Here is a 26,206-nt window from a genome sequence, read left to right on the forward strand (position 1 = left end):
GGTTGTGATCAATCTGTGGGTTTCGCCCTCGTGGTAGCGCCCGATCCGATAGACCGTACTGTGTGACGCGAGTTCAACTTACTGACGGCGAGTGGGAGTTCATTGAGCCGTATCTGCCGGTCGGCGAGTACGGCCCGTACCCCGAGCGGCTGCGCCGGCAGTTCGAGGGCGTGATCTGGCGGTTCCGGACGGGCAGCCAGTGGAGGGAGATGCCGGGCGAGTTCGGGGCCTGGTCAACAGTCCACAACCGCTTCCGGCAGTGGAGGGACGCCGGGGTCTTCGAGGCTCTGCTGGAAGGCTCGATCGCGGAGGCCGCGAAGCGGGGCGAGGTGGACCTGTCGCTGGTCAGCGTGGATTCCACCACCGTCCGAGCCCACCACGACGCCGCCGGGATGCACCTCGACCCCGACACGCTCGCCGACCTGGAGAAGGCCGCCGAGGAGGCGGAGAAGGCCCGGCAAAAGGGGGCCACCCGAAGGAACAAGACGGGCAGGACACCACAGACGACCCGGAACGGAACGAGCGACGACGCGTCCGACACAGACACAGACTCCGACTGAAGGCGGCCCTGCTCGGACGCTCCAGAGGCGGGCAGACCAGCAAGGTTCACATCGCCGGCGAACGCAAGTGCCGCCCGCTTGCCATCATCCTGACCGAGGGACAGGCCGCCGACAGCCCGCAGTTCATCCCCGTGCTGGCGAGGGTCCGGGTCCGCGGCCCCATCGGCCGCCCCCGCACCCGGCCCGACGCGGTCGCCGCAGACAAGGCCTACTCCTCCCGCGACAACCGCAACCACCTGCGCAAACGCGGCATCAAAGCGGTCATCCCGGAGAAGCGGGACCAGGCCGCCAACCGAAAGAAGAAGGGCAGCAGGGGCGGCCGGCCCGTCGGCCACGACACCGAGCTCTACAAGGAGCGGAACACTGTCGAGCGCCTGATCAACAGGCTGAAGGCCTGGCGAGGCATCGCCACCAGGTTCGACAAGACATCCGAGAGCTACCTCGCCGGCCTCCACCTCCGCGCCTCGATGATCTGGATCAAGGACCTCACCAAGCCCACCCCTTGATCACGACCGAATACGCTCCCTAGTACTGCAACGGTGCTTAGGGTGACGAGGTTTCAGCTCTTGGGCTGTGGCCTCGTCTCTTGTAGTGGCTGGTCCGGGCCTGGTGTTGGCGTCGGCGGCGCCAGCGGGACCAGTGCAGGACGTGGTCGATGCTGCGGCGGGCAGGCCGGGTGAGGCCGGTGATCAGTCGGCGGATCTCGGGGAGGGTGAGGGGTATCAGGTCTGGCGTTCGATCTGGTCCGGCCCCTTTTCGAGCTGCTGGGCCCGCAGGACGGTCAGGTAGGCGTGGGCGGCCATGGCCAGGGTGATGTGCCGGTACCAGCCCGGGTGGCGGCGGACCTGGTAGTCGTCCAGGCCGCACTGGCCCTTCGCGGTCTGGAAGCACTCCTCGATCGCCCAGCGGGCACCCGCGACGGCGATCAGCTCGTTCAGTGTGGCCTCGGCGGGCGCGTAGGCGATGTAGTAGGCGATCTTCGCCGGGTCGGTGATGCTGCGGCGGGCCAGGACCCAGTGCCTGCGGTCGGGGCGGTGCCAGGGCCGGACCTCCACACGCGCCCAGTCGTAGATCCGCAGGCCGTGGGCGCCGTCGCCGCAGGATCGGCGCTTCCACTTCTGCCGGGGCAGATCGGCCATCAGGTCGTGCAGCCGGTGGTCCAGGGCCCGCCGGGTGACGACGGTGTCGTGCCGGGTGGTGGCCACGACGTGGAAGACGTCGGCCTGCTCCAACTCGGTCCGCCAGCCCTTGCTGCAGCCGTAGCCGGCATCCGCGGTCACCCAGCGGAACGGGATCCGGTCGTCGATCGCACGGCGGACCATCGCCCGCGCGAGCTGGACCTTGGTCGCGAACTCGACCTCGTCACCGATCCCGGCCGCCCGGCAGCGCTCGCGGTCGTCCGTCCAGGACTTCGGCAGGTAGAGCGCCCGGTCGATCAACGTCCGGCCCAACTTGCCCGAGTAGGCGAGGAACACTCCGACCTGGCAGGTCTCAGTCCGGCCGGCGGTGCCGGAGTACTGCCGCTGGACGCCGGCCGACCGCACGCCCTTCTTCAGGAACCCGGTGTCGTCCACGATCAGCACGCCGCCCGGGTCCGCCAGGTGCTCGACCACGTACCCGCGCACGTCGTCGAGCACCCCGTCGGCGTCCCAGTCGATCCGGTTCAGCAGCCGCTGGATCCGGTCCGGCCCGCCGTGACCTGCCTCCTCCGCCACCGTCCAGCCGTTCTTGCGCTCCAACGGCGCCAGCAGGCCACGCATGTAGGCCATTGCCGACTCGCGCGACTCGCTCCGCGCGAACCGATGAGCAAACCGCTCATGCAACCCGGCCAGCCCATCCGACCAGCGACGAGCATCGACCTCGGATATGTCCCCACCCATGAACAGCCCAACGAACGAACCCAACAACCGACACGATAAGCACCGTTGCAGTACTAGGTGTTCTGACCACGGAGGTTGGTGACGGGGTTCACGGTGTGGTGATCTTGAAATGAGTGAGGGCCTTCTGGCTCGGTGTGGATTGCGACATCTACCCGGCGACCAGAAAGGCCCTCATGCCGCACTCTAATGCACCGCTGACCGAGACCGGCCGCCTGCGTCTGGCCCGGTGCGTGGTCGAGGACGGCTGGCCGCTTCGCCGGGCCGCCGAGCGCTTCCAGGTCTCGCCGACCACGGCCAAGCGCTGGGCCGACCGCTACCGCGCCCTCGGAGAGGCCGGCATGAGCGACCTTTCCAGCCGCCCGCACCACAGCCCGCGCCGGACCCCGACCCGTACCGAGCGGCGCATCATCAAGGTCCGCGTCCTGCGGAGATGGGGACCAGCCCGCATCGCCTACCTGCTGCGGTTGAACCCGGCCACCGTGCACCGCGTGCTGACCCGCTACCGGCTTGCCCGCCTGAACCACCTCGACCGGGCAACCGGCCGAGTGATCCGACGCTACGAGCACCACTCGCCGGGCGAGTTGGTCCACGTCGACATCAAAAAGCTCGGCAACATCCCCGACGGCGGAGGCCACAAGACCCTCGGACGCGCGGCCGGGCGCAAGACCCGTGCCGGGGCCGGCTACAGCTACCTGCACAACGCCGTCGACGACCACTCCCGCCTGGCCTACAGCGAGATCCTGCCCGACGAGCGCAAGGACACCGCCGCCGCGTTCTGGACCCGAGCACACGAGTTCTTCGCCCAGGCCGGCATCACTGTCCGGCGCGTCCTGACCGACAACGGCTCCTGCTACAAGTCCCACCCCTGGCGCGACGCCCTGGCCCGGACCGGGACCACCCACAAGCGCACCCGGCCCTACCGGCCCCAGACCAACGGCAAGGTCGAACGCTTCAACCGCACCCTGCTCGACGAATGGGCCTACGCCAAGCCCTACCGAACTGAGCAGGAACGACGCGACGCCTACCCCGAATGGCTCCACACCTACAATCACCACCGCGGACACACCGCACTCGCAGGCAAGCCACCCGCCAGCCGCGTCCCCAACCTCACGGGTCAGAACACCTAGACGAGTAGTTCCGAAGTCGGGTGTCTTTGGCTGTTCTGCTTCGGACATGCGGGGAGGGTGTCCAGGCTTCGGGTTGTGACGACCGAAGAGCTGGACACCCTCCTGACGGCACTCTACGTGTGGATCGATGATCATCTGCCTCGAACGCGCTGGTTGGGGCGCCCGCCGCGGCTGACGGACTCGGAACTGGTGTGCCTGGCCGTGGCCCAGGTGCTGCTGGGCTTCCACTCCGAGGCCCGCTGGATCCGCTTCGCCCGCGCCCGCCTGCGCGGCATGTTCCCGCACCTGCCCGAACGCCCCGGTTACAACAAGCGCCTGCGCGCCGCGCGCCCGCTGCTCCAGCAGGCGATCCGCGACCTGGCCCGGGACACCGACCTGTGGGCGGACCCGGTGTGGATCACCGACTCCACACCCGTGGAGTGCGGGCGCTCCCGCGACACCGTGCGCCGCTCGGCCCTGGCCGGGTGGGCCGGCTACGGCTACAGCCGCTCGCACTCACGCTGGTTCTGGGGCCTGAAACTGCACCTGGTCTGCACCCCGGCCGGACTCCCCGTCACCTGGGCCCTGGCCAGTCCGAAGGTCGACGAGCGCGAGGTGTTGGCCGCGCTCGTCGAAACCGAACCGGAGCTGGCCCGCGAGCGGCCCGGCCTGCTGATCCTCGCCGACAAGGGCTACGTCTCCGCCGAACTCGACCGCTTCCTCGAACAGCACGGCGCCCAACTGCTGCGACCGTCCTACCGCAACCGAACCCCACGCCCCGGGGAAGGGCTGCTGAAGTCCGTCCGCCAGCTGATCGAGTCCGTCAACGACACCCTCAAGGGCCAACTCGGCCTCGAACAGCACGGCGGCCGCACCATCGAGGGCCTCGGCGCCCGAGTCGGCCAACGGCTACTCGCAATGACCTGCGCGATCTGGCACAACCGGGCCACCGGCCAACCCGTCACACGCTCGTTGATCGCCTACGACCACTGACCGACTAACCGACTTCGGAACTACTCGTCTAGGCCCTGTCCGCGTCCGCTGCCGCGGGGGCACGCGGGGGACGGCGCCGGGGGTGCCGGCTTCGGCCGGTCAACTGTCCGCTGCGGCGACGTGGTTGAGGTGGGCGAGGACCGCCAGGACCCGGCGGTTGCCCTCGGCCGGGTCCAGGTCGAGCTTCATGAAGATGTTCCCGGCGTGCTTGACCACGGACGCCTCGGTGACGGTCAGCCGCTGGGCGATGGCCTGGTTGTTCCAGCCCTCGGCCATCAGGCCCAGCACCTCCCGCTCGCGCGGGGTGAGGCGGCGCAGCGGGTCGTCGGCGGTGTGCCGGGCGAGCAGGATGCGCACCACCTCGGGGTCGATGACGGTCTGCCCGGCGGCGACCCGTTCCAGCGCGTCGAGGAAGTCGCCGACCTCGAGCACCCGGTCCTTGAGCAGGTAGCCGAGCCCGCCGCGGTCGGCGGAGCCCGCGCCGAGCAGCCGGGTGGCGTACGCGGTGGCCACGTACTGGGAGAGCACCAGGACCGGCAGGCCGGGGTGGCGTCCGCGCAACTCCAGTGCGGCGCGCAGTCCTTCGTCGCGGTGGCCGGGCGGCATCCGGACGTCGGTAACGACCGCGTCGGGGCGTTCGGCGTCGACGGCGCGGACCAGGGCGGTGGCGTCGCCGATGGCGGCCGGCACCCGGTGGCCGACCCGTTCGAGGAGTTCGACCAGGCCGGCCCGGAGCAGGACGGCGTCCTCGGCGATCACGATCTTCAGCACGGGACCTCCAGTTCGAGGCGGGTGGGCCCGCCGGGCGGGCTGGTCACGGTGAGCCGCCCGTCCAGGACGGCGAGCCGGTCGGCGAGCCCCTGCAGGCCGGCCCCGGCGCCGGGGTCGGCGCCGCCGCGGCCGTTGTCGGTGACGGACAGCCGCAGCGCGCCCGCGTCGAGGGTGCCGCGGACGGTGATCCCGTCCGCGCCGCTGTGCTTGGCGGCGTTGGTGAGCGCCTCGCTGACGGTGAAGTAGGCGGCGCTCTCCACCGGGCCGGGCAGCCGCCGCGGCAGGTGCAGGTCGACCAGCACCGGGACGGGGTGCCGGGCCGCCAACTCGGCGACCGCGGACGGGAGTCCGTGGTCGGTGAGGACCTGCGGGTGGATGCCGCGGACCAGGGTGCGCAGCTGCTCCAGGGCGAGCTTCGCCTCGCCGCGGGCCCGGGCGACCAGGGCCGTGGCGGGGGTGTCCCGGCCGCGCAGTTCGAGCTCGACCAGACCCAACGTCATGCCCAGGGCGACGAGTTGCTGCTGCGCGCCGTCGTGCAGGTCGCGCTCGATCCGGCGGCGCTCGGCCTCGAAGGCGTCCGCCAACCGGGCCCGGGAGCGGGTGAGTTCGACCACCCGGACGCCCAGGTCGGTGTCCCGCAGGCCCAACAGCTGCTGGGCGAGCCGCACTTGGGCTCCGGCGAGCAGGGCGCCGCTGTACGCCAGGACGACCAGGCCGAGCAGACCGGCGGCGCTCGCCGCGAAGCCGTCCAGCGGGCCGGAGACGGGCCGTCCGGGCCACAGCATCACCGTGTCCGGGCTGACCGCCAGGATGAACACCGGGGCGGAGAGCAGCAGCAGGCAGAACGCCAGCGCGGCGGCGAACAGCAGCCCGGCGGCGGCGAACACGGTGGACTGGACGAGTGCGTAGGCGAGTTCGCGCCGGCTCGCCCGCTCCCGCAGCCGCCCGCGCAGCCCGCGGGCCGCACTGCGGTGCGGGTCGGGCAGCCGCTCCGGTTCGACCAGGCGCAGCCGCCACCGCTCCAGCGCGCCGACCGGCACCCCGAGCAGCGCCGTCCACCCGAGCACCAGCACCCCGACGCCGAGCACCGACAGCCCGACCCCGACCAGCAGCCCGGCCGCCAGCGCGACCAGCACCACCGCCCCCTGCACCGCGCCCGTCACCAGCAGCGCCCACCCCCGCCACGGCCACCACGACACCAGGAACCGCACCGGCCGCCGCCGCACCGCCGCCCACACCGCGACACCCATCCGTCCACCCCCTCCGCGGTCCCGACCCTATAACCGGTGGAGGGGACGGCCGTGGCGGAGTGCGGTGCGACGGTCGCGTCCCGGGTTGAGCGGGGACGGGCGGGGCTCAGACGAGCAGGAGGGCGCCGCAGGATTCGGTGAGGACGGCCTGGGCCTCGGCGGGGAGGGCCTGGTCGGTGATGAAGCAGTCGAGGTCGGTGAGGGCGGCGAAGCTGCTGAGGCCGACGATGCCCCACTTGGTGTGGTCGGCGACGGCGACGGTGCGGTGGGCGGAGGCGATCAGGGCGCGGTTGGTCTGGGCCTCGGCGAGGTTGGGGGTGGTGAGGCCGGCGCGTTCGCTGACGCCGTGGGCGCCGATGATCAGGAGGTCGACGTGCAGGGAGCGGATGGCCTGGTCGGCGAGCGGGCCGACCAGGGCGGCGGAGCGGGTGGGGGCGCCGCCGGTGAGCAGGAGGGCGGGACCGTTGTCGCCGCGGGTGCGGACGAGTTCGGCGACCGGGAGGGAGTTGGTGACGATGGTGAGGCCCGGGACGTCGAGCAGGCGGGCGGCGACCGCGTAGGCGGTGGTGCCGGCCGAGACGGCGACCACGGTGCCCGGCTGGACCTGGGCGGCGGCGGCCTCGGCGAGGGCGGCCTTGGTCTCGGGCGCCAGGGCGGACTTGGTCTCGAAGGCGGGTTCGTCGGCGGCGGCGGTGCGGGCGACGGCCCCGCCGTAGACCTTGCGGACCGCGCCGGTGCGGGCGAGGGCGTCCAGGTCGCGGCGGACCGTCATGTCGGAGACCCCGAGCTGGTCGACCAGTTCGGCGACCTTGACCGCCCCGTCCCGGCGGACCAGGTCGAGGATCAGGGCCCGGCGCTGGTCGGCGAGCAGTCCGCCGTCGGTGGTCACTGTGGTCCTCCACGAGGGTGGGAGCGGGAGAGCGGGCAGGAGAGTGCCTCAGCATAGTTCGGCGGTGGCCGAACGGGGCCTGTTTGGATGTGGGGTTGTGTGTTTGAATGTGTTGACTATGTCACCTGCTCGTCCGTGAACGCCTGCTGGAGCGCCCGATGACCACCGATACCGCCGCCGTTTTCGCCTCCGCCTTCGGCGACTCCCCCGACGGCATCTGGGCCGCCCCCGGCCGGATCAACCTGATCGGCGAGCACACCGACTACAACGAGGGCTTCGTGCTGCCCGCCGCGCTCCCGCACGCCACCCGGGTCGCGGCCCGCCGCCGCTCGGACGGCCTGGTGCGGCTGGTCAGCGCGCAGGGCGACGGCGGGGTGGTGGAGTTCGCCCTGGACGGGCTGGCCCCCGGGTCGGTGCCCGGCTGGGCGGCGTACCCCGCCGGGGTGTTCTGGGCGCTGGCCGAGGCCGGGCACCCGGTGGGCGGGGCCGACCTGGCGTTCGCCTCGGACGTGCCGACCGGGGCCGGCCTGTCCTCGTCCGCCGCGCTGGAGTGCGCCACCGCTCTCGCCCTGGACGAGCTGTACGGCCTCGGCCTGGACGCCCCCGGCCGGGCGCTGCTCGCCCAGCGCGCCGAGAACGCCTACGTCGGGGTGCCGTGCGGCGCGCTCGACCAGATGGCGTCCAGCTGCTGCGTCGCGGGCCACGCCTACTTCCTGGACACCCGGACGCTCACCGGCCGCCAGGTGCCGCTGGACCTGCCCGCGGTCGGCCTGTCCCTGCTGGTGATCGACACCCGGGTCAAGCACGACCTCGGCGACGGCGCGTACGCGGACCTGCGGGCGGGCTGCGAGCGGGCCGCCGACCTGCTGGGGGTGCGGGCGCTGCGCGACGTCGAGGCCGGGGAGCTGGCCGCGGCGGAGGAGAAGCTGCCGGCCGAACTGCGCCCGCTGCTGCGGCACGTGGTGACGGAGGACCGGCGCGTGCTGGACGCCGTCGCGCTGCTGGACGCGGGCGACCCGCGGGCGCTGGGGCCGGTGCTGACCGCCGGGCACGCCTCGCTGCGCGACGACTACCGGGTCTCCTGCCCCGAGACGGACCTGGCGGTGGCCACCGCCAACGCGGCGGGCGCGCTGGGCGCCCGGATGATGGGCGGCGGCTTCGGCGGCTCGGTGCTCGTCCTGGTGGAGACCGGGCGGCTGGCGGAGGTCGAGCAGGCCGTCCGGGAGGCGTTCGAGGCGGCCGGGTACGGCGCCCCGCACGCGTTCCCGGCGGTGCCCTCGCAGGGCGCGCACCGGGTGCAGTAGGGGGCTGGAGGGTCGAGGGCCCGTTCGGGAGGTTTCCCGGGCGGGCTCTTCGCGTGCGGCGGGGGAAAGAGGGAGGGAAGGGAAAGAGGGAGGGAGGGGCGAGACGGGGGGCGGGGGCGGAAAGGGAGAACCCGCCCGGGGGTCGGGCGGGTTCTCGGCGCAGGGGGCGGGCGGGGTGCGGCGGGGGGATTACAGCTCGCGGAGGGTGCGGGCGGCGGTTTCGGGGTTGATGTCGTTCATGAAGGCGCCCATGCCGGATTCGGTGCCGGCCAGGTACTTGAGCTTGTCGCCGGTGCGGCGCAGGGTGAACAGCTCGAGGTGGAGGGCGAGTTCGGTGGGGGCGGAGCGGGGGGTCTGGTGCCAGGCGGCGATGTAGGGGCGGGGACGGGGAAGAGGCGGTCGAAGCGGCGCAGCAGGTCGAGGTAGACGCGGGGGAACTCGGCGCGGGCGTCGGCGTCGAGGGTGGTGAGGTCGGTGGTGCGGCGGTTGGGGTAGAGGTGGACCTCGTAGGGCCAGCGGGCGGCGAACGGGACGAAGGCGGTCCAGTGCTCGCCGGCCAGGACGACCCGGGAGTCGGGCTTGCCGGCGGTGGCGCGTTCGGCGGCGAGGACGTCGTCGTACAGGTTGCGGCCGGTGGCGGCGAGGTGGGCGGCGGCGCGGTCGAGGGCGAGGGAGGTGCGCGGGGTGGTGAACGGGAAGGCGTAGATCTGGCCGTGCGGGTGGCCGAGGGTGACGCCGATGTCGGCGCCGCGGTTCTCGAAGCAGTAGACCTGGCGGACGCCGGGGCGGGCGTACAGCTCGGCGGTGCGGTCGGTCCAGGCGTCCAGGACGAGGCGGGCGCGCTCTTCGGTGAGGTCGGCGAAGGCGGCGTCGTGGTCGGAGGTGAAGCAGACCACCTCGCAGCGTCCGGTGCCGGGGGTGAGCGCGTAGGGGCCGTCGGACCAGGGGGCGACGTGGGCGGTGGAGGAGTCGGCGAGGGACGGGAAGCGGTTCTCGAAGACCGCGACCTGGTAGTCGGCGGCCGGGATCTCGCTGAGCCGCCCGTCCCGGGACGGGCAGAGCGGGCACTCGTCGGCCGGCGGGTGGTAGGTGCGGCCCTGGCGGTGCGCGGCGATGGTGACCGCGTCGCCGGTGAGCGGGTCGATCCGGACCTCTGAGGCGCTCGCGGCCGGTTCCAGCGGGCGCCGGTCGACGGCGTCGCGGGGGGTGGGCGCGGCGTCGTAGTAGATCAGTTCGCGGCCGTCGGCCAGTTCGGTCACCGTCTTGTGCACGGCGGCACACTCCTCGTGGTTCGCGTCGCGGCTCGGGGCAGGGCGGGCTGGGTGAGCCGACACAACGAACATCTTCGAACATAGGGCATCACAATGCAACACCCCTCCGGTCCGTCGGACCGGAGGGGTGGCGGCATGGGGAGGCCGGACGGGCCGCGACGGGGCCGATCAGGCCTTGGCGAGGACGTCGCCGACCAGCTCGCGGGCCTCGGACTGGACCTGGGCGAGGTGCTGTTCGCCGTGGAAGCTCTCGGCGTAGATCTTGTAGACGTCCTCGGTGCCGGAGGGGCGGGCGGCGAACCAGGCGTTCTCGGTGGTGACCTTGAGGCCGCCGATCGCGGCGCCGTTGCCGGGGGCGTGGGTGAGGACGGCGGTGATCGGCTCGCCGGCCAGGGTGTCGGCGGTGACCCGGTCGGCGTCCAGCGCGGCCAGGGCGGCCTTCTGCGCGCGGTCGGCGGGGGCGTCGACCCGGGCGTAGACCGGGTCGCCGTGCCGGGCGACCAGCTCGCGGTGCAGCGCGGAGGGGGTGCTGCCGGTGACGGCGGTGATCTCGGAGGCGAGCAGGGCCAGCAGGATGCCGTCCTTGTCGGTGGTCCACGGCGAGCCGTCGCGGCGCAGGAAGGACGCGCCGGCGGACTCCTCGCCGCCGAACGCGACGCTGCCGTTCAGCAGCCCGTCGACGAACCACTTGAAGCCGACCGGGACTTCGAGCAGCTCGCGGCCGAGCCCGGCGACCACCCGGTCGATCAGCGAGGAGGACACCAGGGTCTTGCCGACCGCGGCCGTCGCGGGCCAGCCCTCGCGGTGGCGATACAGGTAGTCGATGGCGACGGCCAGGTAGTGGTTGGGGTTCATCAGCCCGCCGTCGGGGGTGACGATGCCGTGCCGGTCGGCGTCCGCGTCGTTGCCGGTGGCCAGCGCGTAGGCGTCGCGCTTGTCGATCAGCGAGGCCATCGCGTACGGGGAGGAGCAGTCCATCCGGATCTTGCCGTCCCAGTCCAGCGTCATGAAGCGCCAGGTCGGGTCGGTGAGCGGGTTGACCACGGTGAGGTCGAGGCGGTGGGTCTCGGCGATCCGGCCCCAGTAGGCGACCGAGGCGCCGCCGAGCGGGTCGGCGCCGATCCGCAGGCCGGCGTCCCGGACGGCGTCCAGGTTGAGGACGGCGGGCAGGTCGTCGACGTAACGGCCGAGGAAGTCGTAGCGGCCGGTGGTGTCGGCGGCCAGCGCCCGGGCGTACGGGACGCGGCGCACGCCCTCCAGGCCGGCCGCGAGCAGGGCGTTGGCGCGGCGCTCGATCCAGCCGGTGGCGGTGGAGTCGGCGGGGCCGCCGTGCGGCGGGTTGTACTTGAAGCCGCCGTCGGCGGGCGGGTTGTGCGAGGGCGTCACCACGATGCCGTCGGCGAGCGCGGCGGGGCGGGTGCGGTTGTGGGCGAGGATCGCGTGCGAGACGGCCGGGGTCGGCGTGTAGCCGTCCGCGGTGTCCAGCAGCACGGTGACGCCGTTGGCGGCCAGCACCTCCAGCGTGGTGGCGCGGGCCGGCTCGGACAGCGCGTGGGTGTCGATGCCGAGGAACAGCGGGCCGGTGGTGCCCTGCTCGGCCCGGTAGTCGCAGATCGCCTGCGCGGTCGCGGCGATGTGGTCCTCGTTGAAAGCGGTGCGCAGCGACGAGCCCCGGTGGCCGGAGGTGCCGAACGCGACCCGCTGGCCGACGTCCTCCGGATCGGGGTGCAGCGCGTAGTAGTCCGTCACCAGGCGGGCGACGTCGATCAGGTCCTGCGGCTGGGCCGGCTGGCCCGCCCGTGCGTGCACCATCGTGGTTCTTCCCCTCGGTCGGTACGGCAAGGATGCCCGTCGACCATCATGCGGGCCACAGTGCGTCAACTGCGGGAACGCCGTGGAACGTGTGACCGACGGCGCACCGGCGGACGCGTACCGGCGCCGGGCACCGAGAAGCCCCGCGCCTCGGGAGTCGACGCGGACCCTGGCGAACGTTGCCCCCGTGGAGATCGACTCGGCCATCGGCCGCGGTGGACTCGTCGGAGCCCTCCAGGAAGCTGGAGTGCGCCACCTGGCGCCGGAGCTCCCGGGACAGGCCGCCGGTGCGCCGGCCCGGATTGGGCCTGCCGGTGCTCTGGGCGGTGCGCTGTTGGGGCTGGGCCTTGGACTTCTTCGGGTTGGACGGGCGGCGCTGTTCCTCGGCGGCGGGTTCGGCGGCGCCGGTAGCGGGCGGCGAGGTCACCGGTGTTGATGGCGGGGCCGAGTTGGGTGTGCAGCCGGGCGAGGACCGCGGGATCCACGGGTGTCCTGCCGGCGATGTGGCGGACCGGCCCCGAGGTGGTCGGGGGCGGGCGGCTGCGTCATGCACGTCGCAGTGCGGCGGCGCGGCGGTGCAGCTCTGCGGCCCCTCGGATGCGGCGGCTGGTGTAGAGGCGCAGGGCGGAGCTCATGGTGTCGAGTTCCACGGTGGCGCGATCGGAGGCGACGCCTTCCATGAGGTCCAGGGCCTGTGCCCAGAGGGTGACGGCTTCTTCGTGGCGGTGCTGGGCGGCGACGGTCTTGGCGAGGTTGGCCAGGGTGAGGGCCCGGCCTCGCCGGTAGGTGCCGGGTACTCGGTGCTGGACGGCGGCGCGGTAGTGGCGTTCGGCGGCGGCGTGGTCCTTCATCGCGGTGAGCGTCTTGCCGGTGTGGGAGGCGACGGTAGCGGCGACGGGCCCGGAGGCCGCGGCGTAGGCAGGGGGCGGTTCGGCGGCGGCGAGCATCGCGTTCTCGGCGGCCAGGATCAGCTTCGCGGCGGCGGCCCGGTTGCCGGAGGCTCCGTTGGCGCGGGCGGCGGTGATGAGCAGCAGGGCCTCGGTGCTCGGGTCGACGCGCCCGCGGGTGCGGTGAAGGGCAGCATCGGCGAGGGCGGCGGTGCCGGTGTGGTGGCCGAGGTCGAGGGCCTGGTGGGCGAGGGCGCGCATCGCCCAGGCGGCGCGGCCCGCCGGGTCGGCCTCGCAGGCGAACTGGTAGGCGAGGAGGTAGAACCGCTGGGCCGCGCCGTCGCTGCCGTGGTCGTGGAGTTTCCAACCGATCAGGGTGGCGAGTTCGGCGGCCGCGCCGAACGCCTCGGTGCGGACGGCGCTGTCGGGGAAGGCGCCCTTGAGCATCGGGGTGACGACGTCGGTGAGGTAGGAAGTGATGGCGACCAGGCCGTGGCCGCCGCCGAGGCGTTCGTCGGCGGTGCGGAACATCTCGGTGAACTGCCGGACGACGGCGATCTCGCCGGGCCCGATCCGGCGGCTGCCGGCGGCGGCGCTGAGCGCGGCCGCGGCGGCCTGGTGGTCGTAGGCCAGCGGCAGGCCGACCGCGGCGGCGGAGAAGGTGGTGGCGAGGAAGTCGCGGCGGCGCAGCATGATGAGCCTTCCGAGGTCGGCGGCGGCGGCGAGGGGGTCGAGGGGCAGCGCCCGGGTGGTGTCCTCGACGGGTTCGGAGCCTAGACCGATCTCGGCCGGCGTGACGGTGCGTCGGAGCCTGCGGCTGAGCGCTTCGGCGATGTAGAGCGGTGTCCTGCCCGCCGGTCTGGTCCCGTTGACGACCCAGTGGTGGACGGCCGCCTTCGAGGTGCGCAGTTCGACCCGGGACTCGGCGGCGACGGCCCGCACCGCTCTGGCCAGGGCTTCGTAGGTCCACCCGGCCTCGTCCAGGACGGCTGCCAGGTGCCGGTTCGGTTCGGCGCTGGGGTTCACTTCGCTCCCTGGGACGACCGCGCGTTGATCATGAACGGGATTAACCAGGAGGGGGAGCGAACACGGTACCGCCGCCCGGGCCCCGGAGGCTTCACTTTCAGGCATCCACCCGACTCCGAACAGAGGTGTAGATCAACATGATTGACGCAAAGTCAGCTGTGACCGTTCAGCTCGCGGGCGCGACGGTGCTGGTGACCGGGGGCGGCGGCCTGGTCGGCAGCCGCGTCGTCGCCCAGCTCGCCGCCGCCGGGGCCCGCCCGCTGGTCCTGGACCGGTTCGACGCCTATCCGCACCCGGTGCGCGAGCGCTTCGGCGTGGACCTGAACGCGGCCGAGGTCGTGCTCGGCGACGTCCGGGAGCGCGCCACGGTGCGCTCCCTCGTCGAGCGCTGCGACTACGTGATCCACGCCGCCGCGTACGCGGACGTCGCCGCCTGCACCCGCCACCCGCGCACCGCGTTCGCCAGCAACCTGGCTGGCACCCAGAGTGTGCTGGACGCGGTGGCCGGCTCGGCGGTGAGGCGGCTGGTGTTCGTCTCCTCCGCGTCCGTCTACGGCCACGGCGGCACCGCCGCCGACGGCCCCGCGGTCTTCACCGAAGCGCAGCCGCTGGACCCGGTCTCCGTCTACGCGAACACCAAGGCGTGGGGCGAGCAGCAGACCCGGCTGATGCTGGACGGTTCCGGCACGCAGCACGCGATCGTCCGGTACTTCTCCGTCTACGGGGAGCCGCAGGTCCCCAAGCCCGGCTCGCACTCGTGGATGGTCCCGTGGATGGCCATGTCCGCGCACACCGGCCGCCCGATCCGGCTCAACGGCGGCGGCACGCAGGTACGGGACATGGTGCACGTCGAGGACGTCGCCCGCGCCACGATCCTCGTGCTGGTCGCCGAACGGATGGCGGGCCGGACGGTCAACGTCGGCACCGGCGTGCCGACCATGGTGCGCCGCATCGGCGAGCTGATCGCCGCCCGCTACCCCGGCGCCCGCTTCGAGCACGCCCCGATGCCCGCCGGGGACCCGCTCGGCGGCTACGCCGACACCAGCCTGGCCACCGAACTCCTCGGCTGGACGCCCGCCATCGGCCTCACCGAAGGCATCGACCGGTACGTCACCTGGCTGCGCTCCACCCCCGGCGCCGTCCCCGACTGGTTCACCGCCGACGGTCCCCCGGCCGCCCTGGCCGCCTGAACCCGCCCCGGCCGGGCCGGGCTGGGCCCGGCTGGGCTCGGCTGGGTCTGGCCGTCAGAAGATCGGCGGCCGGCCCAGCTGCGCCATCCGGCGCACCGTGCTCCACCGCATCGGCCGGCGCGGCGGGCACGCCACCCGCACCCCCTCGAAGAACCCGCCCCACCACGCCTTCAAGCCGGCCAGCGGCGGGCGGCGCAGCAGGGTGTAGCCGATCCAGGAGGCGAGGTAGACCGGCACCAGGGGTGCGGGGAGGTGGCGCTTGGCCAGCCAGACCCGGTTGCGGGCGGTCATCCGGTAGTAGGCGGCGTGCCGGGCCGGGTCGGTGCGCGGGTGCTGGAGCACCAGGTCGGCACGGTAGTCGATGCCCCAGCCGGCGTCCAGCGCCCGCCAGGCGAAGTCGGTCTCCTCGTGCGCGTAGAAGAACTCGGCCGGGAACAGGCCGACTTGGTCGATCACGGACATCCGGATGGCGTGGCCGCCGCCGAGGAACGTGGTCACCGGCCCGGACCGCATCGGGTCGGACTTGCCCAGGCGGGGTACGTGGCGGCGCTGGGTGAAGCCGGTCTCGTCCGCGATCCGGAACGAGGCGATGCCGAGCTTCGGGTCCTGCTCGAACGCCTCCCGGACCAGCCGGAAGGTGTCGGCGCGCGGCAGCAGCCCGTCGTCGTCCAGCACCACCAGCACGTCCGTGCCGCCCAGTTCGCGCAGCCGCTCCACGCCGGCGTTGCGCCCGCCCGGGATCCCCAGGTTCTCCGGCAGCTCCACCGCGTCCACCCACCCCGGGAGTTCGGGCAGCTCGATGCCCTGCCCGAGCACCACCGTGCGCACCCCGGACTCCGAGCCCTCCTGCGCCCGCACCGACTCCAGCAGCGCCACCAGCTCGGCGGGCCGGTTCCCCATCGTCAGCACCACTACGCCCAGCGTGACGCCCATGTCCGACCCGACCCTTCGAGGACTCGATGAACTCTCCACCCACACCCCACGACGCAGGCCGGCTGCCGCTGCACGAGTCGGCGGCCGCGGGCCGCCTGCCCGACCACCAGGTGATGGACCGGCCGACCCTCGCGTGGATCGCCGGCCAGCGGCCGGGCGGTCCGGGTGCGCGGCCCAGACTGCCACACCCCGCGACCCCGCTGGTACCGGATCCGTCCTGGTTCGCCCGGCCGGAGACCGCGACCTCCCTGCACGGCGTGCTGCACGGCGCCCGCGTCGCCGTCCTCGTCCAGTTCCTCGCCGTCGGCCTCGGCCCCGACCGGGTGCTCGCGCTCGCCGCCGCGGCGGCCTGCCACGACTGCCGCCGCCACGACGACCGCACCGACCCCGGCCACGGCGCCCGTGCGGCCCACTGGCTCACCCAGCACCCCACCTGTCTCAGCTCCGCGTTCGGCCACGTGCCCGGCCCCGAGGCGGTCACCGCCGTCGCCCTCCACGACGTCCCCCACCACGCCTTCACCGCCGACCAGCGCGCCACCTACCACCGGCACCGCACGGCCGTCGACGTACTCAAGGCCGCCGACGCCCTCGACCGCTACCGCCTGCCCGCCACCCGCTGGTGGCCCGACCTGCACCTGCTGCGCCTCCAGGTCCCCGCCTGGGCCCCGCTCCTCGCCCACGACCTGGTCATCCGCACCGAACACGCCCGCCTCGACGGCGCGAGCGACACCCACGCCCTCCACCTGGCGCTCCGCGCCCTGCGACCCGAGTAGGAGACGACCGTGCACCCGGACTGGGACCTCGCCCACACCCACCTCGACGCCCCCACCGCGCAGTTGCCCGCCGGCCTCGCCGCCACCCCCGACCACTGGCAGCAGCGCCTCCGGCGCACCCCGGGCGGACACCTGCTGCGGCCCGACGGCAACGCCATGCTCACCGCCCTGGCCACCGGCCGTCCGATGCACCTGCTGCACCTGACGCGCTCCCTGGACGCCATCCGCACCAGCGGCCACCTGCTCGCCTCCACCGGCTGCCTCGCCGCCGCCGTCTACGGCTCCCCGCTCACCCCGATGCCCGGCGGCGCGCTGCGCCCCCACAACCTCGGCGCCCACCTCCTCGACGCTCGCCCCGACCTCGACAGCCGACGCGACAGCACCCCCCTGGTCATCCAGGTCTCCCCCGACCACCCGGCCCCCGGCGCCGGCCTGGACTACCTGCGCCTGGGCCCCGTCCACCTGCGCGCCTTCGACCGCCACCGCCACGCCCTCACCCCCGCCGAGGACCACCAGGTCACCCGGTCCGTCACCGACCGGGTCCGCGCCGCCGCACCCCTGCTGGACCTGATGCTCGCCACCGCCACCGGCCGCCGCCACCCCGACGCCGGGCCGTTCCTCGACCAACTGGCCGCCGCCGTCCCGGTCATGCCCTACCTCGGCTACCTCTACTTCGAGACCACCTCCGAGTACCTGATGCTCCACTCCACCAGCACCGCGACGAAGGACCTCGCCGAACGCGGCGAGATGAACAACCACCTCTACAAGCAACTCGCCTTCACCGCCGTCGACACCATGGGCACCCTCTTCGACATTGGCCGCTTCCGCCCCGGCCACCAACGCCTCCTCGACCTCATCGACGCCATCGAACCCGGCCTGTCCCAGCACGCCGCAGCCTTCGTCCGCGACCGCCTCTGCCACCGCTTCACCGCCACCGCCCTCACCCCGGCCACCGACGCCACCGCCTTCGCCTTCACCGGCACGGACACCGACGGCCTGCGCACCGCAGCCACCCCGCTGCTCGGCCAGCTCCTGTTCCGCGAAGTCCGCCTCCTGGACCGCTACCCCCAGCTCTACCACCTCTTCGAACAGGAGAAGGCCGCCGAGGCGTGGACCTACTGGAACCGCCGGCGCGCCGCCCTGCCCTACAACGCGACGTGCGGCCCCAAGGGAGAGATCGGCGTCAACCCCGCCGACCCTCACGCCCGGATCACCGTCTGGACCGCCGAGCAGTGCGCTCGCGGGCTGCTCCACCCCACCGAGCAGATCGCCGCCGTTCCGGCACCCCGACTCGCCCCCTGGGTCTTCACGCCCCTACGGGACCGCACGGACGAGGAGCTGTGGAACAGCCGCCCGGTATTGGCGTGATCTCCGGGGTTCGCCACCAGACCCTGGGGCAGGTCTTGAGCCGGAGCGACAATGCGCGTGTCCCTGGCCCGGGCTCGCTCACTGAGGTTTGGCCGTTGGGGCAGGTTCCCGGTGGTACCCGGACGCCCAGGGCTACTTCTTGCGGCCGCCGCCGCTGCCGCCGCGCTTGGGCTGGGCGGTGCGGCCGCCGCCGGTGCGCCGGCCCGGCGTGGGCTTGGGCTTGCCGCTGCCGCCCTGGCCGGTGCGCTGCTGGGGCTGGGCCTTGGACTTCTTCGTGCTGGACGGGCGGCGCTGTTCCTCGGCGGCGGCGGTGCGGCCGCGGGAGCTGTTGGCGGTGCGGCCGCGGACGATGCCGATGAACTCCTCGACCAGGTCGGTGGTGGCGTCCTCCGGCCAGGCGAGGGCGACCTGGGACTGCGGGACGTCGACCAGGGTGCGGTAGGTGAGGTCGCGGCGGTGGTGCAGCCGGGCCAGGGACTGCGGGACGGCCAGCACGCCGACGTTGGCGGCGACCAGTTCGATCGCGTCGCCGGTGGTGGCGGGGCGTTCGAAGGCCGGGCGGCCGGGCAGTTCGGGCCAGTCGAGGGTGTCGTCCTGCGGGTGGAAGACGACCTCCTCGGCGAGGTCGGCGGCGGTGACCTCCTCGGCGGCGGCCAGCCAGTGGTCCTTGGGGAAGACCACCACGGTGGTCTCGGTGTACAGCGGGATGGCGCTGAGCACCGTCCGGTCCACCGGCAGCCGGACCAGGCCGGCGTCCGCCCCGCCGGACAGCAGCAGGGCGTGGCCGTCGGCGGGCGCCGACTGCAGCAGCTCGACCGGGGTGTCGGGCAGCCGCTCCTCCCACACCCGCAGCCACTTGGTGGGCGTCACCCCCGGCACGTACACCAGGCGGAAGGAGGCGGGGGACTGCTCGGGCTGCTCGGTCTCGGTCACGGGTTCCAGGCTAGCGGGCCGCGGGGCGGGGCCGGCCCGGCGGCGGGGCGGCGGGGGCGGCCGTGACCTGGGCAGGGGTGCGTTCCCTATACCCTTGTCGCATGACTACGCCCAAGCCCAAGACCTCCCAGACCATGAAGCCCGCGACCGCGGCCAAGAAGCTGGGGATCTACCTGGCGGCGACCCCCGCCGAGTTCCAGGCGGGCGTCGTCTCCCGCGACGAGCTCAACGCCATGCAGGCCGAGCCCCCGCAGTGGCTGGTCGACCTGCGCCGCAACGGTCCGCACCCGCGCCAGGTGGTGGCGGCCCGGCTCGGCGTCTCGGTCACCGGCCTCGGCCGCGCCGGGATCTCCGAGGCCCTGACCACCGAGCAGATCGACGCGCTGCGCGAGGAGGACCCGGAGTGGCTGCGCCGCGAGCGCACCACCCAGGCCGAGGTGCGCAAGGAGGCGCAGCGGGTGAAGGACGCGGAGGCGAAGGCCGCGTCGGTGAAGGCCGCCCGGGAGGCGGGCAAGGCCGCGCACAAGCCCGGCCGGAAGTAGCACGGACCGGACGCAGCGCGGTCGGAAGCAGTGCGGTCGGAAGTAGCACGATCGGAAGTAGCACGATCCGATCGTTTCTGGGCCGTTTCCGCGCCGCGGCACCCGTTCGGATGATGTGCGCACGACATGAACGGCGTTGCGGCGTACGGGAGCTGACGATCCGTCAGCATGGCGGGCATGACGTCGCTACGCCGTTCCGGCACCGCCGCACTCGTCGCCTGCGCGGCCCTGCTGCTGCCGCTCGCTCCCACTGCCCAAGCCGCCGACCGGGCCGGCTCCCGTCCGACCGAGGCCGCCGTCGCCGGCCTGCTGGACGGGATCCGGCAGGACCCGGCACGGCTGGACGCCTTCCTGCGGGCCATGCCCAAGGGCGGCGACCTGCACAACCACCTGTCCGGCGCGGTCACCACCGAACTGCTGATCAAGCTGGCCGCGCAGGACGGCCTGTGCATCGACTCGGTGACCTTCACCTCGGCCACCGGCCCCTGCCAGGGCACCCTGCGTCCGGCCCAGGACGCGCTGGCCGAGGGCGAGTTCCGCACCCAGGTGATCCGGGCCTGGTCGATGCAGGACTTCACCCCCGGCGCGGAGTCCGGCCACGACCACTTCTTCGCCACCTTCGGCAAGTTCGGCGAGGCCAGCTGGCGCCACCCCGGCACGATGATCGCCGAGGTCACCGACACCATGGCCGCCCAGCACCAGAGCTACCTGGAGACCATGCTGACCCCGGCCTCCGGCGGGGTCGCCGCGCTGGCCGCCAAGGTCGGCTTCGACCCGGACCTCGCGGCGCTGCGCCGGAAGCTGCTGGCCGACGGTCAGATGCAGGCCCTGGTGGACAGCGCCCGCGCGGACCTGGACACCGCGATGGCCGAGTACCGGTCCACCGAGCAGTGCGGCACCCCGCAGGCCCGGCCCGGCTGTTCGGTGACGGTGCGGATCCAGTCCCAGGCCTCCCGCGCCTCCACCCCGGCCCGGGTCTTCGCCCAGCTGCTGATCGGCATGGAACTCGCCTCCCAGGACGACCGGTTCGTCGCGGTGAACCTCGTCCAGCCGGAGGACTACCAGTCCTCGCTGGACAACTACCAGCTCGAGATGCAGATGCTGGACTTCCTGCACCCGCTCTACCCGAAGGCCCACATCAGCCTGCACGCGGGCGAGTTGGTGCCCGGCCTGGTCAAGCCGGAGGACCTGACCTTCCACATCCGGCAGGCCGTGCTGACCGGCCACGCCGAGCGGATCGGCCACGGCGTGGACGTCACCCACGAGGACGACGCGGCGGACCTGCTGCGCACCCTGGCCGAGCGCAAGGTGCTGGTCGAGGTGCCGCTGACCTCCAACGCGCAGATCCTCCAGGTGCAGGGGCGGCAGCACCCGTTCCCGCTGTACCGCAAGTACGGGGTGCCGACCGCGCTGGCCACCGACGACCCGGGCGTGGAGCGGATCGACATCACCCACGAGTACGTCCGCGCGGCGCAGACCTACCGGCTGAGCTACCAGGACCTGAAGGACCTGGCGCGCAACTCGCTGGAGTACGGCTTCGTCTCCGGCCGGAGCCTGTGGCGCGACCGGGACGGGTTCAAGCCGGTGCCGGAGTGCCAGGGCCGGGCCCTCGGGTCGGAGAACCCGACGCCGAAGTGCGCGGCGCTGCTGGCCTCCAGCCCGAAGGCGGCGCTGGAGTGGAAGCAGGAGGGGGCGTTCCGCACCTTCGAGACCTCGGTGCTGAACGTGAAGTAGCGGGTGCGGCAGGTGTGTCGGCGGCCCGCCGGGGGTGCTCCCCCGGCGGGCCGCCGGTGTGCGGGGCGGTCGGTGGTGTCAGTGGCGGGTGAGGTGGGCGCGCAGTTCGGTGAGGGGCTGGGCGGCGTCCTCGGCGTCGGCGGCCCGGAACTCGGCGACGGCGGCGTCCAGCCGGGCCAGCGCGGCGTCCCGGCGGTCGAGGCGGTTGGCCTCCAGGATGGCGGCGACCCGGATCGACTCGGCCCGGCCGTGCTGGGCGCCGGGGCCGTAGGCGGCGAACGCGGCGATGGCGAGTTCCATCTCGGCGAGGGCCTCCTCGTCGCGGCGCAGGGTGCTCAGGGTGCGGGCCCGGGTGTCGTGCAGGGTGCCGTCGGGGCAGCCGCTGGCGAAGTCCTGGTCCTCGCGTTCGGCGGTGCGGGCCACCTCGGCGGCCTCGTCGAGCCGGGCCAGGGCCTGTTCGGCCGCCTCGGGGTGGTCGGGGCCGTGCCGGTCGGCGGTGTGCCGGGCCTGGCGCAGCAGCATGTCGAAGACCGCGTCGGCGTGCGGGGCGGTGCGGTGGCTGTCCAGGGCGCGCTGCCGGGCGAGGTCGGCGGCGGGCCACTGCTCGGCGGCGGCCAGGGCGGCGGCGGCCTCGGCGGCGACCATGGTGAGGATGTGCCGCTCCTCGAACCCGGCGACCTGGTCGGCGAGCAGCAGGTACTCCTCGGCGGCGGCCCGGGGTTCGTCGAGTTCGCGCAGGCCGCGGGCCAGGTTGAGCCGGGCCTGGGCCTGTTCGCGGACGTCGAGTTCGGTGAACGCCGGTTCCAGCAGCACGGATTCGAGGACGGCGACGCCGTCGTCGGCGCGGCCGGAGCCGCACAGCACCTGGCCGAGCATGATCCGCGCGGAGGCGGCGTCGTCGGCGTCGCCGTTGCGGTCGTAGCGGGCGGCGGCCTCGGTGAACGCCCTGGCCGCCTCGGCGGGGCGGTCCAGGCCGAGGTAGGTGCGGGCGAGGCCGTCGTGCACCCGGGCGGTGCCGGCCGAGCGGTCGCCGTACTGGGCGGCGGTCTCGGCGGCCTGCCGCAGGAAGCGTTCGGCGGCCGTCAAGTCGCCGGTGTACATGGCGAGTTCGCCGCGCTGGCCGTACACCTGGGCGAGCCGCCAGGGGGCGCCGGCCCGGTCGACCAGCTGTTCGGCCTCGGTGATCAGCCGGTCGGCGGCGGCGAAGGCGTCGCTCTCGTCCCGGTGGCGGTCGGCCAGGAAGCGGGCCCGGGCGCCGAGCAGCCGGGCGTTGGCCTGGCGGTGCGGGAAGCCATGGCGTTCGGCCTCGGTGTACAGCCGCTCCAGGGTGGCCTCGGCCTCGGCGAGGGCGGCCGGGTCCGGCCCGGGGCCGTCCGGGCCGCCCGCCTCGGCGGTGGCCTCGAAGAGTGCCCGCAGTTCGGCGTTGGCCTGCAGTTGCAGGACGGCGACCAGTTCGCGGCCGCCGTACGGGGTGCCGTCCTCGGCCAACTCGGCCAGCCGGGCGCAGAGTTCGCGGATCACCGGAAGGTCGCCCGGGTGGTCGTCGGTGGGGCCGGCCAGCCGGGCCCGGCAGCCGAGGGCCCGGGCGGTCAGCCCGGCCTGCTCGAACAGGGCGGCGGCCGAGGTGTAGAGGGCGGTGGCCTCCTGGTCGGAGGTGTGGCTCTCGAAGGCGCGTTCCAGGGCGAGTTCGGCCCGGAGCTGGGCGAGCGAGCCGAGGCCGGACCGTTCGGCGTCCTCCGGGTGCCGGTGGTCGGGGGCCTCGATCAGGGCGCCGATCCGGTTCCAGTGCAGGATCGCGTCGGGGTGGTTGGTGGTGCTCAACTCGCGTGCCTTCTGCACGAGTTCGGCCAGGTCGGCGGGGGCGGCCGGGGTCGCCGCGGGGGCGGGCGCGGGCTGCGCGGCGGCCGGTGCCGGGCCGGTGGCGCGCAGGCCGAGCGGCAGCGGTTCGGCGAACAGCGGGGTGCGGGCCAGCCGGGCCCGGCGGGCGTCGCCGACCGCGGCGGTGCCGTTGCGGGCGTCGTAGCGGGCGGCCAAGGCGTCGCCCTCGGTGCGCAGTTCGGCGAGCAGGGCGGCGGCGGTGCGGTGCGCGCCGGGCGGGCCGGCCACCGGGACGTCGCCGTGGCCGTCCTCGACCAGCCGGGCGAGCAGCAGGTGGGCGCCGGTGAGGAAGTGCAGCCGGGAGAGCGGGTCGCCGTGCCGGTCGAACAGGTCGCGGTTCTCGGCCAGGATCTCCAGGCCGCGCGGCTCGTTGCGGGTGAGCGCGCAGAACTCCAGGTGCAGGCCGACCGCCTCGGCGGCGGCCGGGCGGCCGCGGGCCCACCGGTAGCCGGTCAGGTGCGCGGAGCGGGCCTCGTCGAGCCGGCCGGCGCGCAGCAGCGGCAGCAGGGCGAGGGCCCGGCTGGTGTGCGGCTCCTCGGAGCAGGAGCGTTCGCCGGAGAACACCGGCTGCCAGATCTCCAGGGCCCGTTCGTCCTCGCCGCGGGCGACGAAGTGCCGGGCCTGCTCGCGCAGTTCGCAGGCGTGGCAGTCGCTGTAGCGGGAGCGCCAGCGGCCGGCCCAGAGCTCGAAGGCGTCCTGGACGCCCTCGCCGGTGTGGGCGGCGAGCCGGTACTGCTGGGCGTAGTAGGGCTGCAGGTCGTGGCCGCGCTCCAGGTAGTGGCGGCGCAGTTCGCCGTGCCAGCGCCGGACCGCCTCCAGCGGGACGTCGGGGACGCTCAGCAGCGCGGCGGCGACCCACTTGTAGCGCCAGTCGGTGGCGTGGTTCTCCCAGTCGCCGAAGCTGTCGGGGTGCTCGGTGCGGAGCTTGGCGATCCGGGCGAACACCACGGGCAGTTTGCGCTGCTCGGCGTCGTACTCGTACGCCTCGGTGAGTTCGAGCAGGGCGAAGGCGAGCAGCTCGGGGTCGTCGAACTGCTCGGCGGCGTCGACGAGTTCCTCGGCGGTGACGGTGCGGGTGCGGCCGTGGGGCAGTTCGTCGTTGGCGCGCAGGGCGGCGCGGACGGCGTCGATGGTGTCGAGCATCACGGCTCCTGGTGCGGCGTGGTCGGGCCGGTCTCCCCGGCGGGGGCTGCGGGGCCGGTCGCTCCGGGGGCGGGCTCGTGGCCGAGCATGGCGTGGTCGAGCAGGGACAGGAAGGAGCGGTTCAGCAGCGCGGACTCGCTGGCCTTGAGCGGGCGCCGGGCGAGCAGCAGGGCCTGGCCGTAGAGCGCCTCGACGGTGGTGACGGCGAGGTCGCGGTGCCGGATCGCGGCGGCCCGGCGCACCAGCGGGTTGAGGTGGTTGAGCACGAGTTGGGCGCGGGGCGCGGAGCTGCCCAGCGAGCCGAGGATGTCGGCCCACAGCCCGTCGGCCTGGTCGGCGAGCTGGGTGCGGGTGCGCTCGTGCCGGGCTTCGCGGTCGTCGAGCAGCAGGGCGGGGGCGCTGCTGGGGTGGAAGGTGCGCAGCGCGACGTCGCAGTCGAACCGGCCGAGGACCTCGCGGGCGGTGGCGAGGAACGCGGCGGCGGCGAGTTCGGTGGCCGGGTCGACGTTGTCGAGGTGCGCGGTGACGGTGGCCGGGTCGAGGTCGGCGACGGTGGTGCCGGTGCGGATCTCGGGGAGGCGGTGCACCAGGTCGCGGTCGTAGGTGTAGCCGCCGTTGATGACGCCGAGGCCCGCGGCGCCGGCGATCGGGGCGACCTGCCGGAACTCCTCGACGGTGCGGGTGACCAGCACGACCGGGTGGGCGCGGGCGAACTCGTCGAGCGTGACGTTGCCGTCGGTGGTCTCGAACGGCAGCCAGGGCAGCAGCATCCGCAGCAACTGGTCGTCGTGCCGGGCCAGCGACTTGACGGCCAGGTGGTGCACGGACAGGAAGCGGTGCAGCAGGCCGGGGTCGCTGGCGGACAGGTCGGTCAGCCAGTCGCGGATCCGCAGGCCGAGCGCGTCCCGGACGGCGGCGAGCGTCTCGTCGGCGTACAGCGCCTCGCGGGAGGCGGTGGGGCGCAGCCGTTCGGCGTCGACCACGCAGCGCACGAAGAACGCCCACTCGGGGAGCAGTTCGTCGGCCTGGTCGGAGAGCAGCATGCCCTTGAGGTGCACCCGGTGCCCGGCCCGGCGGGACGGCGGGACGGCCTCGGGCAGCACGTAGGCGACGCCGCTGAGGCCGACCAGCGGCAGGTCCAGGTCGATGGTGTCGAGCGGGGTGAAGTCGAAGGTGTCGCGGCAGTGCTCGGTGAGCGCCTCGCGCCGGGCGGCCGGGTTGGCGTGGCGGGCGGCCCAGGGCGCGGGGGTCCGGTTGATCCGGGTGGGGTGCCCGGCGGCGTCGACCACGGTGACCTCGTGGCGCAGCAGGCTGCCGTAGTGGCGGGCGAGTTCGAGGACCCGGCGGGGCGCGGTCCACTCCTCGGCGTCGGGGCGCGGGGTGAGGGTGACGGTGGTGCCGGGCTCGGGGCGGGCGCCGCCGGGCAGGGTGGTGATGGTGTAGCGGCCGTCGGAGCGGCCGCGCCACTCGACCACCGGGGCGTCGGGGGTGCGGGCGGAGCGGGTGGTGACGGTGATCTCGTCGGCGACCACGAAGCAGGCCAGCAGGCCGATGCCGAACTGGCCGATGAACTCGCTCCGGGCGTCGGCGAGTTGACCGGCGTCCAGGTCTCCTTCGGCGGTCCGCTTGGAGCTGCGGCCGATGGTGGCGAGGAAGGTGTGCACGTCGGCCTCGGTGAGGCCGACGCCGGTGTCGGAGACCGAGAAGACCTCGCCGGTGGTGACGGTGATCGCGGCGGGCGCGGCCGGGTCGAGGGCCTGCCGGGCGGTGATCGCGTCGACCGCGTTCTGCAGCAGTTCGCGCAGGTAGACGCGGGGGCTGGAGTACAGGTGGTGGGAGAGCAGGTCGACCAGGCCGCGCAGGTCCACCTGGAAGGTGTGCGCGCTGGGGTCGTTCGGGGTCACCGGGCTGGTCCTTCGGCTGGTTCGGGCGGGGCGCGTGGCGGGGACGGGGCGGGACGCGT

The 26,206-nt window shown here is 73.8% G+C and carries 18 protein-coding genes and 2 pseudogenes; 9 read left to right on the plus strand and 11 right to left on the minus strand.

The window, feature by feature from the left end; translation table 11 throughout:
• Positions 1–62 precede the first annotated feature (62 nt).
• Positions 63–1,066: pseudogene (locus tag EDD39_RS30040) on the plus strand (IS5 family transposase).
• Between the two features lie 216 nt (positions 1,067–1,282).
• On the opposite strand, the gene EDD39_RS30050 reads toward EDD39_RS30040, so the two are convergent.
• Positions 1,283–2,440 (minus strand): IS701 family transposase, encoded by a 1,158-nt coding sequence (locus EDD39_RS30050; RefSeq protein WP_123562077.1) that lies wholly within the window; start codon positions 2,438–2,440, stop codon positions 1,283–1,285.
• A 173-nt stretch (positions 2,441–2,613) separates the two neighbouring features.
• Here EDD39_RS30050 and EDD39_RS30055 point away from each other — a divergent pair, with 173 nt between their 5' ends.
• Both EDD39_RS30055 and EDD39_RS30060 read left to right on the plus strand, forming a co-directional pair.
• Positions 2,614–3,567 (plus strand): IS481 family transposase, encoded by a 954-nt coding sequence (locus EDD39_RS30055; protein ID WP_123562079.1) that lies wholly within the window; start codon positions 2,614–2,616, stop codon positions 3,565–3,567.
• A 75-nt stretch (positions 3,568–3,642) separates the two neighbouring features.
• Positions 3,643–4,539 (plus strand): IS982 family transposase, encoded by an 897-nt coding sequence (locus tag EDD39_RS30060; RefSeq protein WP_123554944.1) that lies wholly within the window; start codon positions 3,643–3,645, stop codon positions 4,537–4,539.
• A 99-nt stretch (positions 4,540–4,638) separates the two neighbouring features.
• Here EDD39_RS30060 and EDD39_RS30065 read toward each other — a convergent pair whose 3' ends face one another.
• The 3 genes from EDD39_RS30065 to EDD39_RS30075 all read right to left on the minus strand — a co-directional run bounded on the left by EDD39_RS30065 (position 4,639) and on the right by EDD39_RS30075 (position 7,449).
• Positions 4,639–5,310 carry a response regulator gene (locus tag EDD39_RS30065; RefSeq protein ID WP_123562081.1) on the minus strand — a complete coding sequence of 224 codons (672 nt, stop codon included), beginning with the start codon at positions 5,308–5,310 and terminating at the stop codon, positions 4,639–4,641.
• A complete protein-coding gene (locus EDD39_RS30070; RefSeq protein WP_123562083.1) occupies positions 5,304–6,560 on the minus strand; it encodes a sensor histidine kinase in 1,257 nt (418 codons plus the stop codon). Before EDD39_RS30070 ends, EDD39_RS30065 begins: the two co-directional genes overlap by 7 nt.
• A gap of 106 nt (positions 6,561–6,666) precedes the next feature.
• A complete protein-coding gene (locus tag EDD39_RS30075; RefSeq protein ID WP_123562086.1) occupies positions 6,667–7,449 on the minus strand; it encodes a DeoR/GlpR family DNA-binding transcription regulator in 783 nt (260 codons plus the stop codon).
• 158 nt (positions 7,450–7,607) lie between these two features.
• Here EDD39_RS30075 and galK point away from each other — a divergent pair, with 158 nt between their 5' ends.
• The gene (gene galK / locus EDD39_RS30080) at positions 7,608–8,753 is read left to right on the plus strand and encodes a galactokinase (protein ID WP_123562088.1); all 1,146 of its coding nucleotides are present in this window, start codon (positions 7,608–7,610) and stop codon (positions 8,751–8,753) included.
• Positions 8,754–8,942: 189 nt separating this feature from the next.
• On the opposite strand, the pseudogene galT reads toward galK, so the two are convergent.
• From galT to EDD39_RS30095, 3 genes and pseudogenes are all read right to left on the minus strand, one after another.
• Positions 8,943–10,024: pseudogene (gene galT, locus EDD39_RS30085) on the minus strand (galactose-1-phosphate uridylyltransferase).
• 168 nt (positions 10,025–10,192) lie between these two features.
• Positions 10,193–11,836: a phosphoglucomutase (alpha-D-glucose-1,6-bisphosphate-dependent) gene (pgm, locus tag EDD39_RS30090; RefSeq protein ID WP_123562090.1), complete on the minus strand. Its 1,644-nt coding sequence runs from the start codon at positions 11,834–11,836 to the stop codon at positions 10,193–10,195.
• Between the two features lie 545 nt (positions 11,837–12,381).
• Positions 12,382–13,749 carry a tetratricopeptide repeat protein gene (locus EDD39_RS30095; protein WP_244257361.1) on the minus strand — a complete coding sequence of 456 codons (1,368 nt, stop codon included), beginning with the start codon at positions 13,747–13,749 and terminating at the stop codon, positions 12,382–12,384.
• Positions 13,750–13,907: 158 nt separating this feature from the next.
• Between EDD39_RS30095 and EDD39_RS30100 the strand changes: the two genes are divergently transcribed.
• Positions 13,908–14,939 carry an NAD-dependent epimerase/dehydratase family protein gene (locus EDD39_RS30100; RefSeq protein WP_341869342.1) on the plus strand — a complete coding sequence of 344 codons (1,032 nt, stop codon included), beginning with the start codon at positions 13,908–13,910 and terminating at the stop codon, positions 14,937–14,939.
• 54 nt (positions 14,940–14,993) lie between these two features.
• Here the strand turns inward: EDD39_RS30100 and EDD39_RS30105 are convergent, their stop codons facing one another.
• On the minus strand, positions 14,994–15,872 hold the full coding sequence (locus tag EDD39_RS30105) for a glycosyltransferase family 2 protein (RefSeq protein ID WP_208765683.1): 879 nt from the start codon (positions 15,870–15,872) through the stop codon (positions 14,994–14,996).
• Positions 15,873–15,898: 26 nt separating this feature from the next.
• On the opposite strand from EDD39_RS30105, the gene EDD39_RS30110 reads away from it, so the two are divergent.
• Together EDD39_RS30110 and EDD39_RS30115 are read left to right on the plus strand one after the other, a co-directional pair.
• Positions 15,899–16,645 (plus strand): hypothetical protein, encoded by a 747-nt coding sequence (locus EDD39_RS30110; RefSeq protein ID WP_123562096.1) that lies wholly within the window; start codon positions 15,899–15,901, stop codon positions 16,643–16,645.
• A 9-nt stretch (positions 16,646–16,654) separates the two neighbouring features.
• The gene (locus EDD39_RS30115) at positions 16,655–18,013 is read left to right on the plus strand and encodes a hypothetical protein (protein WP_123562098.1); all 1,359 of its coding nucleotides are present in this window, start codon (positions 16,655–16,657) and stop codon (positions 18,011–18,013) included.
• Between the two features lie 132 nt (positions 18,014–18,145).
• Here the strand turns inward: EDD39_RS30115 and EDD39_RS30120 are convergent, their stop codons facing one another.
• A complete protein-coding gene (locus EDD39_RS30120) occupies positions 18,146–18,946 on the minus strand; it encodes a LysR family substrate-binding domain-containing protein (RefSeq protein WP_123562100.1) in 801 nt (266 codons plus the stop codon).
• Between the two features lie 101 nt (positions 18,947–19,047).
• On the opposite strand from EDD39_RS30120, the gene EDD39_RS30125 reads away from it, so the two are divergent.
• Positions 19,048–19,488: a DUF5997 family protein gene (locus tag EDD39_RS30125; RefSeq protein ID WP_123562102.1), complete on the plus strand. Its 441-nt coding sequence runs from the start codon at positions 19,048–19,050 to the stop codon at positions 19,486–19,488.
• Positions 19,489–19,656: 168 nt separating this feature from the next.
• On the plus strand, positions 19,657–21,222 hold the full coding sequence (locus EDD39_RS30130) for an adenosine deaminase family protein (RefSeq protein ID WP_123562104.1): 1,566 nt from the start codon (positions 19,657–19,659) through the stop codon (positions 21,220–21,222).
• 78 nt (positions 21,223–21,300) lie between these two features.
• On the opposite strand, the gene EDD39_RS30135 is transcribed toward EDD39_RS30130, so the two are convergent.
• Both EDD39_RS30135 and EDD39_RS30140 read right to left on the minus strand, forming a co-directional pair.
• Complete coding sequence (locus EDD39_RS30135) at positions 21,301–24,243, minus strand: tetratricopeptide repeat protein (RefSeq protein ID WP_123562106.1); 2,943 nt, start codon at positions 24,241–24,243, stop codon at positions 21,301–21,303.
• Positions 24,243–26,147 carry an HSP90 family protein gene (locus EDD39_RS30140; RefSeq protein ID WP_123562108.1) on the minus strand — a complete coding sequence of 635 codons (1,905 nt, stop codon included), beginning with the start codon at positions 26,145–26,147 and terminating at the stop codon, positions 24,243–24,245. The genes EDD39_RS30135 and EDD39_RS30140 overlap by 1 nt, the downstream gene beginning before the upstream one ends.
• Positions 26,148–26,206 lie beyond the last annotated feature (59 nt).

The organism is Kitasatospora cineracea (assembly GCF_003751605.1).
Taxonomy (GTDB): Bacteria; Actinomycetota; Actinomycetes; order Streptomycetales; family Streptomycetaceae; genus Kitasatospora; species Kitasatospora cineracea.

Coding starts and splice junctions, on each gene's coding strand:
- EDD39_RS30130 (WP_123562104.1), top strand. CDS start 19,657: ATGGCGGGCATGACGTCGCTACGCCGTTCCGGCACCGCCGCACTCGTC.
- pgm (WP_123562090.1), bottom strand. CDS start 11,836: ATGGTGCACGCACGGGCGGGCCAGCCGGCCCAGCCGCAGGACCTGATC.
- EDD39_RS30070 (WP_123562083.1), bottom strand. CDS start 6,560: ATGGGTGTCGCGGTGTGGGCGGCGGTGCGGCGGCGGCCGGTGCGGTTC.
- EDD39_RS30110 (WP_123562096.1), top strand. CDS start 15,899: ATGAACTCTCCACCCACACCCCACGACGCAGGCCGGCTGCCGCTGCAC.
- EDD39_RS30135 (WP_123562106.1), bottom strand. CDS start 24,243: ATGCTCGACACCATCGACGCCGTCCGCGCCGCCCTGCGCGCCAACGAC.
- EDD39_RS30125 (WP_123562102.1), top strand. CDS start 19,048: ATGACTACGCCCAAGCCCAAGACCTCCCAGACCATGAAGCCCGCGACC.
- EDD39_RS30050 (WP_123562077.1), bottom strand. CDS start 2,440: ATGGGTGGGGACATATCCGAGGTCGATGCTCGTCGCTGGTCGGATGGG.
- EDD39_RS30105 (WP_208765683.1), bottom strand. CDS start 15,872: ATGGGCGTCACGCTGGGCGTAGTGGTGCTGACGATGGGGAACCGGCCC.
- galK (WP_123562088.1), top strand. CDS start 7,608: ATGACCACCGATACCGCCGCCGTTTTCGCCTCCGCCTTCGGCGACTCC.
- EDD39_RS30055 (WP_123562079.1), top strand. CDS start 2,614: ATGCCGCACTCTAATGCACCGCTGACCGAGACCGGCCGCCTGCGTCTG.